This window comes from Arthrobacter sp. YN, assembly GCF_002224285.1.
Classification (GTDB): domain Bacteria; phylum Actinomycetota; class Actinomycetes; order Actinomycetales; family Micrococcaceae; genus Arthrobacter.
On the sequence record NZ_CP022436.1, the window covers coordinates 4,008,389 to 4,021,669 of the forward strand.

At 62.8% G+C, this 13,281-nt stretch carries 13 protein-coding genes; 6 read left to right on the forward strand and 7 right to left on the reverse strand.

The window, feature by feature from the left end; genetic code table 11:
* Positions 1–3: 3 nt before the first annotated feature.
* From CGK93_RS18355 to CGK93_RS18365, 3 genes are read right to left on the reverse strand one after another with little or no spacing between them, the layout of a single operon-like run.
* Positions 4–894, reverse strand: coding sequence for a carbohydrate ABC transporter permease (locus CGK93_RS18355; protein WP_232481389.1), 891 nt, complete (start codon positions 892–894; stop codon positions 4–6).
* Positions 895–897: 3 nt separating this feature from the next.
* The gene (locus CGK93_RS18360) at positions 898–1,842 is read right to left on the reverse strand and encodes a carbohydrate ABC transporter permease (protein WP_089596056.1); all 945 of its coding nucleotides are present in this window, start codon (positions 1,840–1,842) and stop codon (positions 898–900) included.
* 3 nt (positions 1,843–1,845) lie between these two features.
* Positions 1,846–3,120 (reverse strand): ABC transporter substrate-binding protein, encoded by a 1,275-nt coding sequence (locus CGK93_RS18365; RefSeq protein WP_089596057.1) that lies wholly within the window; start codon positions 3,118–3,120, stop codon positions 1,846–1,848.
* Positions 3,121–3,389: 269 nt separating this feature from the next.
* On the opposite strand from CGK93_RS18365, the gene CGK93_RS18370 reads away from it, so the two are divergent.
* Genes CGK93_RS18370 through CGK93_RS18385 form a run of 4 tightly spaced genes read left to right on the forward strand, consistent with a single transcriptional unit; the run spans position 3,390 to position 6,902 of the window.
* Complete coding sequence (locus CGK93_RS18370; RefSeq protein WP_089597577.1) at positions 3,390–3,827, forward strand: VOC family protein; 438 nt, start codon at positions 3,390–3,392, stop codon at positions 3,825–3,827.
* 21 nt (positions 3,828–3,848) lie between these two features.
* Positions 3,849–4,811: a 1,4-dihydroxy-2-naphthoyl-CoA synthase gene (locus CGK93_RS18375; RefSeq protein ID WP_089596058.1), complete on the forward strand. Its 963-nt coding sequence runs from the start codon at positions 3,849–3,851 to the stop codon at positions 4,809–4,811.
* 9 nt (positions 4,812–4,820) lie between these two features.
* Positions 4,821–5,960 (forward strand): AMP-binding protein, encoded by a 1,140-nt coding sequence (locus tag CGK93_RS18380; RefSeq protein ID WP_089596059.1) that lies wholly within the window; start codon positions 4,821–4,823, stop codon positions 5,958–5,960.
* Positions 5,961–6,020: 60 nt separating this feature from the next.
* On the forward strand, positions 6,021–6,902 hold the full coding sequence (locus tag CGK93_RS18385) for a 1,4-dihydroxy-2-naphthoate polyprenyltransferase (protein WP_089596060.1): 882 nt from the start codon (positions 6,021–6,023) through the stop codon (positions 6,900–6,902).
* A gap of 61 nt (positions 6,903–6,963) precedes the next feature.
* Here CGK93_RS18385 and CGK93_RS18390 read toward each other — a convergent pair whose 3' ends face one another.
* Entirely contained in the window at positions 6,964–7,275 is a 312-nt protein-coding gene (locus tag CGK93_RS18390) for a DUF4229 domain-containing protein (RefSeq protein WP_089596061.1), read from the reverse strand.
* An 87-nt stretch (positions 7,276–7,362) separates the two neighbouring features.
* Here CGK93_RS18390 and CGK93_RS18395 point away from each other — a divergent pair, with 87 nt between their 5' ends.
* Complete coding sequence (locus CGK93_RS18395) at positions 7,363–7,803, forward strand: PLD nuclease N-terminal domain-containing protein (RefSeq protein ID WP_089596062.1); 441 nt, start codon at positions 7,363–7,365, stop codon at positions 7,801–7,803.
* Positions 7,804–7,809: 6 nt separating this feature from the next.
* A complete protein-coding gene (locus CGK93_RS18400) occupies positions 7,810–8,436 on the forward strand; it encodes a hypothetical protein (RefSeq protein ID WP_089596063.1) in 627 nt (208 codons plus the stop codon).
* On the opposite strand, the gene CGK93_RS18405 is transcribed toward CGK93_RS18400, so the two are convergent.
* The 3 genes from CGK93_RS18405 to CGK93_RS18415 all read right to left on the reverse strand — a co-directional run bounded on the left by CGK93_RS18405 (position 8,417) and on the right by CGK93_RS18415 (position 13,276).
* Positions 8,417–9,892, reverse strand: a complete 1,476-nt coding sequence (locus tag CGK93_RS18405; RefSeq protein WP_089596064.1) for a dynamin family protein — start codon at positions 9,890–9,892, stop codon at positions 8,417–8,419. The genes CGK93_RS18400 and CGK93_RS18405 overlap by 20 nt on opposite strands.
* Complete coding sequence (locus tag CGK93_RS18410) at positions 9,889–11,775, reverse strand: dynamin family protein (RefSeq protein WP_232481391.1); 1,887 nt, start codon at positions 11,773–11,775, stop codon at positions 9,889–9,891. The genes CGK93_RS18405 and CGK93_RS18410 overlap by 4 nt, the downstream gene beginning before the upstream one ends.
* 142 nt (positions 11,776–11,917) lie before the next feature.
* Positions 11,918–13,276: an IniB N-terminal domain-containing protein gene (locus tag CGK93_RS18415; protein ID WP_089596065.1), complete on the reverse strand. Its 1,359-nt coding sequence runs from the start codon at positions 13,274–13,276 to the stop codon at positions 11,918–11,920.
* Between the last annotated feature and the right edge of the window lie 5 nt (positions 13,277–13,281).

The window sequence follows — 13,281 nt, forward strand, 5'->3', positions numbered from 1 at the left end:
CCCCTAATCCTTCAGTCCTGCGCTGACGTCAGCGTTGAGTACGTATTTCTGGAACACCGCGAACACCAGCACCAGCGGAAGGATGGAAATCACGGAGGCGCCCAGCAGCACGGGCCAGTCGATATTTTCTGCGCCCACAATGCTGCGAAGTGCCACCTGCAGGGTGTACCACTTGGGATCGTTCAGCACGATCAGTGGCCAGATGTAGTCGTTCCACCGCCACTGGAAAGAGAAAATGGCCAGCGTGAACAGGATGGGCTTGGACAGCGGGAGCATGATCCGGAAGAAGATGGCCAGTTCGCTGGCGCCGTCGATCCTGGCCGAATGCAGGAGGTCGTCCGGGACCGTCAGGAAGAACTGGCGGAACATGAACACACCCGTGGCTGTCAGCACGGAGGGCACTATGATGCCTGCCAGGGAGTTGTACAGCCCCAGGTCACGAATCACCGAGAACGTGGGGTTCAGGATCACTTCGGTGGGCAGCATGGTGGTAGCCAGGATGCACACGAAGAACAGCCGCGTTCCCTTGTTGTTGTACTTGGCCAGCGCATAGCCGGTGCACGCGCTGAAGAACACCGTGAGGACTGTGGTGACCAGCGACACCGTGGCCGTGTTCAGGAAGTACCGGGCAAAATCCACCCGTGCCCAGGCATCCACAAACCCCTGGAACGTCCACTCCCGCGGAATCATGGACAGCGGATAGCTGAAAAGCTCGCTTCCGGGCTTGAACGAGCTGAGGAGGAACCACAGCAACGGCAGCGCGTAGATGGCCACGATAACCCAGAGCACGCCCGTCAGGGGAGCGGACAGGTTCTTCCGCTTGGCACGGCCCTGGCGGGTCTTGCCCGGGGGTTTGGCTCCTGCAGCAGGAGGCATTTTGGTAGCTGTAGCCATGATTCAGCCCTTCTTCTTGTTGAAGCGCAGCTGGATGAGCGCGATAGCCAACAGGACCACCATCAGCACCATGGAGGCCGCGCTCGCGTAGCCCACCTTGGATTGTTCGAAGCCGGTCTTGTAGATGTACTGGACGATCAACGTGTTCTCCGTTCCCGGTCCGCCGTTGGTGAGCGCCTGGATCATGGCGAACTCCTTCATCGCGTGGATGGTGGAGAGCAGGATCACCATGAACGACGTCGGCGCGATGCCGGGCAGGATTACATGCCGGAACCGCTGCCAGGCGTTGGCACCATCCAGTTCGGCCGCCTCCAGGAGTCCCTCGGGGATGTTCTTCAGGGCTGCGATGAACAGCAGCATGTTGAAGGCCGTACCGCCCCAGGCCGAGGCGAAAATGACCACCATCAAGGCAAGGTTGCCGTTGCTGGACCACGGCACAGGGCCGCCGCCCAGGGTGGTGATGACGAAGTTGACGAAGCCGAAGTCCTGGCCGAACATCCATTTCCAGATGACACCCACCACGATCGGCGAGATCAGCCACGGCAGGAAAATGATCACCTTGGCCGCTGTCCGCCCCCTTGTGGCTTTGCTGACCAGCAGCGAGGCGATACCCAGGGATGAGACGTAAACCAATGGCACCGAAAGAACCGTGTACAGGAACGTCCGGGTCAGGGCCGCGTAGAAGGTGCTGTCAGCGAAGAGCTTTTGGAAGTTGGCCAGACCGATGAAGTTCAGCTTGCCCACGCCGCGGTAATCCGTGAACGAATAGATCAACCCCAGGGCACCTGGCCATACAAAGAACACCAGGAACAACACCACGTTGACGCCGATGAGGATCAGTGGCGCGATGACATAGCGGTTGCGCCGCCGTTGCTGGGACTTGCTGCGCACCGCCGGTGAGCCGGGCTGTTCCGGCCTCACTGCCGGACTGAGCGTTGAATTGGCCATGGCCTAGGCGCCGTTGTAGAGCTTCACGATGTTCTCCACCGTGGTCTTGGCATCCTGGCTGCCGCCCAACATCTTCACGGTTTCCTCCCTCAAGGGGTCTCCGGAGAAGGGGGTCTCGGCGTAGGCTTCGGCCACGACGCGCTTGATGGCGTTGTCGCCCTTGGCCTGGTTCCCGGCAATCTGCTGCTGGTAGAGCTCAAAGGAGGCCTGCTGGTACGGATACTCCACCTTGAGGCTTTCCTTCACCGGCAGATAGCCGCCCAGCTTGGCGAACTCGGTGTAGTTGGCGTCGTCATAGAACCAATCGATGAACTTTTTGGCTTCTTCGTCCGCGCCCGTGTCCTTGAAGGCCACCATGAAGCCGCCGCCGAGGTTGGTGGCGTTGACTTCCTTCTTGGGCAGCGGCACGGACAGCCACTCAAAGTCCTTGATGTTCTTGTTGAAGTCGGCCACCTGCCAGCTGCCGGAGTAGTAGGCAGCTACCTGCCCGCTCTTGAACATGGCGTTGCCGTCTTCGCCGCTGAGCCACACTGACTTGGGCATCGTGGCGTCGTCGTTAATTTTCTGGAAGTACTCCAAGGTCTCCACGGCCTTCTCATCCGCGGCGTACTTGTCGCCATTCTTTGCAAAGGCGTCGCTGCCGAACTCGTACATCATGGCGCGCAAGCGGTGGCCTGAACGGTCCATCACCATGCCGTATTTGGCCCCGGCCTTCTCGCGGACCTGGTTCACGGCTGCTACGAACTCGTCCCAGGTCCAGCTGTTCCCGATAGCGGTGGGGTAGGCCACTCCGGCTTTGTCGAAGAGGCTCTTGTTCACAAACAGGCCCACTGCGGTGAGGTCTGACGGGATGGCCGGGAGCGTTCCGTCGGGGGCCGTCTGCAGGAACTTCCCATCGATGTTCCGAGCCTTGGCGATCTCGCTGAGGTCCTGGAGTTGGTTGACCCAGAGGGGGTCCAGGCCCGTCACCCGGGCCAGCGCCAGAAGATCGTTGGCGGTTGCCGCATTCTTGAGCTTGGTAGTGATGTCCGCGGTGGGGACGTCGACTACCTCGATGGTGATCCCGGTGGCTTCCTTGTATTTCGCGGCGGCCGCGGCGAAAGCGCCGCCCTGGTTGGTGTCCCCGGAAAGGACCAATTGGAGGGTCTTGGCGCCGCCCTCAGCGGAGGTGCCGCCACCACTACAGGCAGAAAGCCCGACGGCGAGGGCGGAGAGGCCAAATGCCGTCAATCCGAATTGCCTGCGGCTGATGCTGGAGATGCGTGTCTGCTCTGACAATGCTCTGTCCTTTTCTCACGGGGCTGCCAGTCCACGGAGGCCTGACTGCGGAAGTAGGACGTGGCGCGGGGGCCACGCTGCCTTGGTAGGAAAAGCCTTTCCTGCACCCACTGTGATCTATGTCATGACAATATGTCAAGGTGATGTATGCACATCTCTAACGTTGGAGAAGACCCAAGGGGCCGTGACCTGCAGGCCTCTTGGAACCCGGACCAAACATGACCGCAAAGACCTACCAGCCATCCGGCGTCGCGAATAACGTGGTGAGCATGACACTGAACATCCAGGTAGTAGTCGATTGCAAGAAGCCGCATGACCTCGCCGACTGGTGGGCCGAGACCCTCGAGTGGAGCGTGGAACCACAGGACGAGGCGTTCATCCGGTCGATGATTGAGCAGGGCTACGCCACAGAGGATCAGACCATCACGCACAACGGCAAGCTGGTCTGGGCCGAGGGATGCGCGATCGTACCTGCCGAGGACACGGACCCCAAGTCCGGCCGGCGCATCCTGTTCCAGACCGATGCCAACGAAAAGACCGTCAAGAACCGCGTGCACTGGGATGTCCGCCTTGACGGCCGGGACAAGGATGAGGTGCGGAAACAGTTGGAGGCCCGCGGAGCAAAACACCTCTGGACCGCCAGTCAGGGACCGCACGAGTGGCACACCATGGCAGACCCCGAGGGCAACGAGTTCTGCATCAGCTAAGGCCATTACTAGACTCGGACTGTGAACAACCAACTCCCTGCCAAGGTTTCCGACGTCTTTGACCCCTCACGCTGGCGCACTGTTTCCGGCTTCGACGACTTCAAGGACATGACCTACCACCGGCAGGTAGAGCGTTCAGCGGACGGCACAGTCAAGGACCTCCCCACGGTCCGGATCGCGTTCAACCGCCCCGAAGTCCGCAACGCCTTCCGCCCGGGAACGGTGGACGAGCTTTACCGCGCCATGGATCACGCGCGCATGACCCCTGACGTCGCCACGGTGCTGCTCACCGGCAACGGACCATCAGAGAAGGACGGCGGGCACTCGTTCTGCTCGGGTGGAGACCAACGGATCCGCGGCAGGGACGGTTACCGGTACCAGGTAGAAGGCGCTGCGGGTGATTCCGCTGAATTTATCGACCCCGCCCGCGCCGGCAGGCTCCACATCCTGGAAGTACAGCGGCTGATGCGGACCATGCCCAAGGTGGTCATCGCCGTCGTGAATGGGTGGGCGGCAGGCGGCGGCCACTCACTGCATGTGGTCAGCGACCTCACCATCGCCTCCCGTGAGCACGGCAAGTTCAAGCAGACGGACGCCACGGTGGGAAGTTTCGACGCCGGATACGGCTCTGCGCTGCTGGCCCGCCAGATCGGGCAGAAAGCCGCGCGGGAAATCTTCTTCCTTGCCCGCGAATATTCGGCCGACGACATGGTTCGCATGGGTGCCGTCAACGAAGCTGTGGACCACGCACGCCTGGAGGAAGTGGCCCTGGAGTACGCCGCGGACATCGCCCGCCAGTCCCCGCAGGCCATCCGCATGCTCAAATTTGCCTTCAACCTGGCCGACGACGGCCTGGCAGGACAGCAGGTCTTCGCCGGCGAAGCCACCCGCCTGGCCTACATGACGGACGAAGCCGTGGAGGGCAAGGAAGCGTTCCTCCAGAAACGCGACCCCGACTGGTCCAGCTTCCCCTACTACTTCTAGGACTCCCCTGTGGACATCGATCCCGTACTCAAAGCACTGATGGCTGCCCTCCACGGCGAGGGCCCCGCCGTCGAAATCGTCACTGGCAACCACGGCGGGCCACAGGCGATCCCGGTGGAGACCGGCGTCGAGGATGCTGCTGTGGTGGTCCGCACTTCCGGTTCCACGGGCACGCCCAAGGCAACCGTCCTGACCATCGACGCCCTCGCGGCCTCGTCCGTGTCCACCGCCATGGCCCTGCGCGGTGAGGGCCAGTGGTTGCTCGCGCTCCCGCTGCAGTATGTGGCCGGAGTGCAGGTCCTGGTCCGCTCGCTGTACGCAGGCACCCGGCCATGGGTCATGGACCAGTCGAATGGCTTCACGCCCGAGGCCTTCACCGCGGCGGCCGAGGAACTCACGGACAAGATCCGTTTCACCTCCCTGGTTCCCACGCAGCTGCAGCGGCTCCTGGACTCCCCCGCGCCGGAAACCCTGGCCGTACTGCGCCGCTTCAACGCGATCCTGCTGGGCGGCGCTCCGGCGTCGCCTGATCTCCTCGCCTCCGCCCACGCGGAGGGACTCAAGGTGGTCACCACCTACGGCTCGGCCGAGACCTGCGGCGGGTGCGTGTACGACGGCGAGCCGCTGGACGGCGTCGAGGTCCGCATCGGCGAGGGCGGGCTGGAAGGCCGCATCCTGCTCGGTGGCGACACCGTGGCCGCGGGCTACCTGGACGCCGCACGCGCGTCGAAAGCTGCCTTCTTCGAGGAGGACGGCGTCCGCTGGTACGTCACCGGGGACCTCGGCGAGCTGGACGACGACGGCAAGCTCACCGTGCTGGGCCGGGCGGACGATGTCATCATCACCGGCGGCGTCAAAGCCTCCGCCGCCTACATCCAGGGCAAGCTGGAAGAGCTCGACGGCGTCACTGCGGCTTTCGTCACCGGTGTCCCGTCGCGCGAGTGGGGCCAAGCCGTGGCAGCTTTCGTAGCAGTGACCGATCCCAGCCCCGAAGGCATCAAGGGCTTCACGTCCCGGCGCGAGGCTGCGCTTGGAGTCCTGGCCCCGAAAACGGTGTTCGCTGATAAGGAATTGCTCATGCTGCCCAACGGGAAACCGGACAGGCTGGCCATGATTGAACGGCTTTCCGAACTGCATCAGGGACAATAGACACGTTCTTCCTCCCGAAACTGACTCTAGATCAACCGCGAAATACACGAGGTACTACACGTGGCGACAGCTGCACAATGGATCCAAGGAGCCCGGCTCCGCACACTGCCCGCGGCCATCGCGCCCGTCCTGATCGGTTCGGCAGCGGCGTACGAGCTCCAAGCGTTCCGGCTGCCGAACGCGATCCTGGCTGCGCTCGTGGCGCTCCTGCTCCAAATCGGCGTGAACTACGCCAATGACTACTCCGATGGCATCCGCGGCACCGATGAGGACCGGGTAGGTCCCCTGCGTCTTGTCGGCTCCGGCGCTGCGCTGCCGGAACAAGTGAAGTGGGCCGCGTTCGGGCTGTTCGGCGCCGCGATGATTTGCGGCCTGATCCTGGTGATCATCACCCAAACGTGGTGGCTGATCCTGGTGGGTATCGGCTGCGTCCTGGCAGCCTGGGGCTACACGGGCGGCAAGAATCCCTACGGCTACATGGGCTTGGGCGACGTCTTCGTGTTCGTATTCTTCGGGCTCGTTGCCACCCTCGGCACCACCTATACCCAGGCCGGCCAAGTCAGCCTGGCCGCGGTGATCGGCGCGATTGGTACAGGCCTCATCGCCTGCGCCCTGCTGATGGCCAACAACGTCAGGGACATCCCCACGGATACAGCCGCTGGAAAGCGGACCCTGGCAGTGCGTCTCGGGGACCGGCACGCCCGTGAAAGCTACGTGTTGATGCTGGCCGTCGCCATCCTGCTGGTTATTGTGCTGGCGCCCACCAAGCCGTGGATGCTGATCGTCCTGCTGCTGATCCCTGCGTGCTTGATGCCCGCGTGGCTGATGGTCAATGGGAAGAAGCGCAAGAGCCTCATTCCCGTGCTCAAGCAGACCGGCATGATCAACCTCGGGTACAGCCTGCTGTTCTCGCTGGGCCTGGTCCTGAGCCGCGGCTTCTAAGTTTTTGTACAGCTAACGCCCCCAAGAAGGCTTCTTGGGGGCGTTAGCTGTACAAAAACTCCTAGACGGAACCCGGGCGTTTGTCGTTGTTGACGGCGATGTCCGGGTTTTTCTCCACCAAGCCGTCCTCGACGGCGGCGTCCTCAACTTCGCCGGCAGTACGGATGGGCTTGGCCCGCCCGGAGAAACGTTCGCGCATGGCTGCAGTGGCGGCGTCGCGCTGTTTCTGGAAGAAGAGGTAGCTGATGGCGAACGCGATCAGCCCGGCGAAGATGACCGCCAGGATCCAGCCAACCCCCAAAAAGGCGAAGAGGACGAACAACGGCACGAACAGCGCCAGGCGAATGAGGGAATACTTCAGGAAAGCCACCATCCAAGTTTAGCGGGCCGGATGGTTGCACTCTGGTCACAGCCGGTAGAGGACGTCCAGTGATGGGCTTCCGGCGACTAGACTTGGTGCATGCTCCGGGTTGTAGGCGTCGTCATTGTTCTGGTCATCTTCGTCTATGCCCTGGTGGACGTCATCCGCACGGACAGCCACCAGACACGCGGTATTTCCAAACCCGCGTGGATCATCGTGATGATTGTTCTGCCGCTCTTGGGCGCCATCCTCTGGTTCATCTTCGGCCGGCCCTATGGCAAGCCCACGGCAAAGCCGGTCCGCCGCTATCCCACTGCTCCGGACGATGACCCCGAATTCCTCCGTAACCTGGAAACCCGCCGTCGCAACCAGGCCGAGGATGACCGCCTGAAGAAGCTCAAGGCAGACCTTGAAGCCAAGGAACGCGAGCTCGGCGACAAGCCCTCCGATGGTTCCGGTGAGGCAACAGGCAACGGCTTCAAACCCGGCGACACCAAGCGCAGTGAGCCGGACCCCCATGACACCGACGAGCTGAAGTAGGCAAACATGGCCCAGCAAGCTGATGGTTCACGGCAGTTACCTTCCACCACACCATCAGTCATTGGGCCAACAGCGCGTCCCGCACCACCACCCCGTCCGGGCATGTCCCTGTCAGTGCCGCCTCCCATTACCGCGGCCATAGTGCCACCGGGCACCGCACGGCTCTCCCGCTCTCTGTGGGTTGCCAGCTTTGTGGCGGGAATCGCCGTCGTCGTCTTTGGCTTCCTTGGCCGTGACGCCCACTTCGAACGCCTGAAAGGCGTCATCGGAGGCATGGTTCCCGACGGTGACGCCCAAGCTGTCGAGGGGTCCACCGCCGTCGTATTTCTGGGCAGCCTCGCCATGATCGCGCTGGTGGTAGCCATGGAAGCGGTCCTGCTGGCGGTGCTTTTCAAACGTCGCGTCTGGGCACGGTGGACGTTGGCGCCCTTGGTCCTCCTGCACGCGGTGGTGACAGTGATCACGGCCGACTTTGTGGTGGCTCCCGGGGTGGACGGCGTTTTGCCCACGGTTTTGCTGGCGTCCCAGTTCATCCTTGCCGCGGCGGGGCTGATCCTGTTGTTTTTCCCCTCAACTACTGTCTGGCTCCTGAGCGAAAAGTTCAGCGAGCGACTCAGCGAACGGCCGGCATAGCGGCCAGCATCCCTTCGCAACTTCGCATGACCACCCGGCAGGCTTCCAGTGCCGACGGCTCGGTCAAGGGATTTTCCGCGATCAGCCGCCAACGGCTCAAGCAACTCCGGGCAGCCTCGCTGATCTGCCCGGGAACCGCCTCAGGGTCCACCCCCAACCTCAACGCGGGAGTGCTGCCACGGCCACCCACCAGCCGTTCTGCTTCAGCTTCCTGCTCCTCACCCAGTCCCACGCCACCTGTTCGCAACGCGGCGAGGAGCTTGAGCTCCCGGAACTCATGAGCGCCAGTCTGGAGCCGTTCCAACGCCGCTTCCAGCGGCGCCGCCCGCTCCCGGGCAGCGCCGCGGACCAATGACTCCACGCCCACGACGACGGCACGCGCCTTGAGTGCGTCGGCACGGGTCTGGAAGAGATAGCTGATGGCGTCCAGCAAGGTACCCAGCCCGCTGCGACGTGCCAGTTCATGGGCCAGCTCGGTGGGATCAGTGGTCCCGCCCCGGATCAGGGCAACACCCAACCGGATCCCGAACAGGCCAAACCTTTGCACCAGCGATGCTTTGGTGGCCGGGTGGAGGCCTTGCGGGTCCTCGAGACGGACAAAACGGTCTGCGGACAGCATCATTCGTTCCCGCTGGTTCCGGTCCATCTGCGCCAACATCACCATGGCTTCATAGTCCGCCTGGCGCATGGTCCGTGAGCTCTGTGCCAGCAGCCCGGCCACGGGCACCACACCCAAGGCCAGGGGTCTAAGGTTCTGGTCCCGGCTGTATCTGTCGGCGATGACTGCTGCGGAAATCAGGGAGTCGATCCTTCCGGCGCCGATCTCATCGGCCCGGGACAGGACAGCCAAGGCGTTGACAGTACCGGATCGTCCGGCGGCAGTGTCCTTGAAGGACTCGAGGAACCGGACATCGGAGGCGTGCAGGTGCCGCATGAGATAGATGACGGCGTCCGCTGCCGTGGGTTCGTCTTCCGGCAGCAGGAATGCCGCCGATCTCCCGGAAACATCCTCGGACAACGAGGCTATGCCGGGAGTATCGATCAAGGTGAGATTGCGCAGGCTGGCTGATGGCCAGTCCACCACCAGACGCTCCACATCCCCGGCCGGGATATCTCCCAAGGACAAGACCAGGCGGCCGTCCGCACGGGTCACGGGGAGGTTTTGAGGTCCGCCCCTGAACGGGTACACCGTGATTTTCGGAGTGTGTCCGTATTGGTACCACGTGACCACACGGGTGCACTCACCGGCGTCAGTGGGCGCGATTTCCTCGCCAATGATCGCGTTGAGGAGTGTTGATTTCCCGGCCTTGACCATCCCGGCTACTGCGATGCGCAACGGTCCTTCCAACCGGCTGTCCAACTCGTCCACCACCGCGAGCGCGGCGGCGTCATCGCGGAAGACTTCCCGTGCGTGCCGGAGCAGGTCCGCGGCTCCGGCAATTCCCGGTTCCATCAGCCGGCCGGGACGGTTGAGGGTTTGGGCTGGTTTTCCGTGGACGGAGCGTCAAGCAACTGCTGTGCTTCCCTGGCCACGGTGTCCACGGCCTTCAGCTGGCCCCGGATCTCCTTGATCCTCATGTCCCGTTCCACGGCGTAGGTTGCGGCAGCTTTTTGGGCGGCCGCCACGGATTCCGTCAGGGAGCGGTGGTGCTCCTCGGCGATCTCCGTGAAGTGGTCCCGGGTGGCCCGCTGGACCAGCCGCAGCCTGTCCCTCAGCTGTTTTCCGACTTGGAACACAACATCGTCCACGTGCTTCCTGACCAGGATCTTGGCTTCGGCTTGCCGCTGCTTGAGCCGGGCCGCCTTGTCCTCCCGGAAGGCTTTGCGTCCCAGCAGGAGGCCGGCGCCGACAGAGAGCGGGTTGATGAGGGCCATCCCAAAGATGCCAGTCAGGAGGCCGAACATCAGCACGCCGCCGTAGGATCCGCGCATCCCGATCAGCACCTTTTGCAGGGGACCGAGGCGCCCGTTGTCCATTTCCTGGATGTCGGCCACGGGGTCCAGCACGCCGCCCGTATCGGCCACCTTCAACGCCGGCAGGGCTACCTCGTCCTCGGAAAAGTGATCCGCCACCTGGGTGGCCAGCCACTGGGCCCGTTCGCTGGTCCAGACGAAGGTATCCGACACCGCAGCAGCGGTGCTCTGTTCCAGCCACTGGGTGAACTGCTCCCAGGCGGGGCCGGGATCCCCCTGGTCAATGGCGATTTCCGCTTCGCGTTGGATACGGCGCAACCTGTCCTTCAGGTCGTACTCCATATCTGCGATGAGGTCCCCGATGCCATCGTTGAGGGTGATCTGCCAGCGCGCCGACCGTTTGCGCAGCGAGTCCGCGTCCTCCTTGGCCGCGTTGAGGCCTGCGATCATCTGCGGCGTGCCCTCTGGGTTCTCCAGGGCACCAAGCTCCGACTGCAGGGCGAGCCTCAGGTTTTCCGCCACGGACAAGACATCATGGCCAACGGACCGACGTTGAATTCTGGCGGCCTCCCCCACAATGTTGTTCCTCAGGTGGTGGATCAGCGCAGGAAACCCTGATTCGGCGTTCAGTTCCGTGTCCTGCAGACGCGCGGCCTGGAGGCGCAGCTCCGAAGAGACGGGGAACAGGGGTATGTCCGGACCCACCTCGACCAGGTGTTTCCGGTCGAGGTCCTCAATCTGCCGCCAGCTCGGATAGAGGTCGGTCTTGGACAGCACGCACACCACATTGGGGCTTATGCGCATGGCTTGGCGCAGGAACCGCATCTCCGGTTCGGTGTATTCCTGGGACGCATCGGAGACGAACACCATGGCATGCGCTGACGGAAGAGCCGTCAAGGTGGTCAGTGTGTGCGTTGACCCCAGCCCACCCACCCCCGGTGAATCCACTACTGTCAGTCCGCCCGCCAGCAGTTTCCTCGGCAGGACAACTTCCGCCGCCACGATGTTCTTCGTGTTGCCCGGATTGCCTTTTTCGGAGACGTAGTCAGCAAGGTGGTCCAACTGCACGGGCCGGCGTTCAAGCGTTCGTTCGTGGCCGTCGCTCTCGAGTTCCACACGAGTGCCTTCCGGCGTGCCACCATCCGCAGCGGGAACCAGGACAACGGCCGACGCCGGATCCCCCTGCCGTACCACCGTCGGCACAGTGGTGGCAATGTCGTCATCGACAGGGCAGACGGGTGCATTTACCAGAGCATTGATCAGTTGGCTCTTGCCTTGCTTGAACTCGCCCACCACGATCACGCGAACGCTGGGATCCTGGAGGCGGTTGCGGGTGTTTTCCAAGCGTCGTCGAAGGTCGTTCCGCTCCCCCACCAGTGCCATGCCCTGCTCTACCAAGGTGGTCATCCGTACTGTTTCCGCCACGGTGTGTCCTTTGTTCTGCCTGTTCCGGTGCTGCTGTCCGGAGAGGCCACGAAGTGCCCGGCAGGCGTCCATCCGCCTGCCGGGCACTGCTGGGGGTGCTCTGCGCCGCAGCTTTCGCTACGCCGCGTGGACCGCTTTGCTGCTAGTCGATGTCAACGTCGTTCTTGGCAATGACGTTCGAATGGTCAATGTCGTTGTATTCGACGTCAACTTCGTTGTCCTCGATGTTGGTGTAGCTCGACTTATCAACCTCGAGCTCGTTGTCCTGGATCACCGTGGAATCGTAGTTGACCTGGACGTCCTCCACATCGATCTCCTTGGAGTTGTCGATCTCCAGCTCGTTGTCCTGGATCACCGTGGAATCGTAGTTGACCTGGACGTCCTCCAGTTCCACGTTGGTGGAGTGATCGTTGGTGTATTCCAGCTCCACCTCGTTGTCCTTGATGATGGTGGAGTTCTCGATGTTCGTGTACTCCACGTCCACGTCGCCGACTTCCAGCTCGTTCTCCGTGTTGTAGGAGTCCTTGTTGAACGAATCGGTGTTGTGGATGTTGGTGTGGGAGTTGTCGGTGTGCGAGGAGTTGTCCTCATTGAAGGAGTCCTCAATGTCCACGTCGACATCAACATCGGTGTTGTAGGAGTCCTTGGTCACCGAGTTGTCCGAATTGTCGTTGAACGAATCCTTGACCTCGATGTCCGTGTTGCCCACTTCGACATCTCCGGGACCTGTCTCGCGGATGGTCACCGAGTTATCCGTTGAGTGATCGTCGGTGTTGGTGGTGGTGGTGTTACCGGAATCCTTGACGTCATCACCGGCTGCAATGGCGCCGTCGCCCGAGGCGATGACAGCGTCCTGGTTGAAGAGCTGCGTGACATCGCCGTCTGCCCAAATGTTCTGGTTCACCGACTGATCGGTGATCGTATCGCGGTCATCGATAGTGGTGGTGTAGGAGTAGTTGTTCACCACGTGGACCAGTTGTTGAACGGCGTGGGCGTGGTCATCGTGGTCGTCTCCGCCACCCCAGCCACCGCCGCCACCGCCGTGGCCGTGATCGTCGTCGTCATCATGACCACCCCAGCCACCGCCACCGCCGCCACCGCCGTGGCCGTGATCGTCGTCGTCATCATGGCCACCCCAGCCACCGCCACCGCCGCCACCGCCGTGGCCGTGATCGTCGTCGTCATCATGATCGGGGCGTCCGCCGCCGCCACCACCGCCGTTGGGGCGATCGTCATCGTCGTGTCCGCCCCAGCCGGCGCCGGCGCCAGTGGAGCCCTGGTTGCCGCCTGTGTTGTATTCACGGTCGAACGACGAACGGGCGTTGATGGGTGCGTAGTCGAGGACCACCGGGCGAACAGCATCGACGTCGGCCGAGGAAACGTCACGGAGGCCGGCTGCGGCAAGGGCAGCCTCGGGGTCGCGGACAAAGTCCTCGGCTGCGTCGGGATCGTTGAACAGGCTCATCAGGAACTGCACGAGCTGTTGTGCGAGTGTAGGCATTGGAA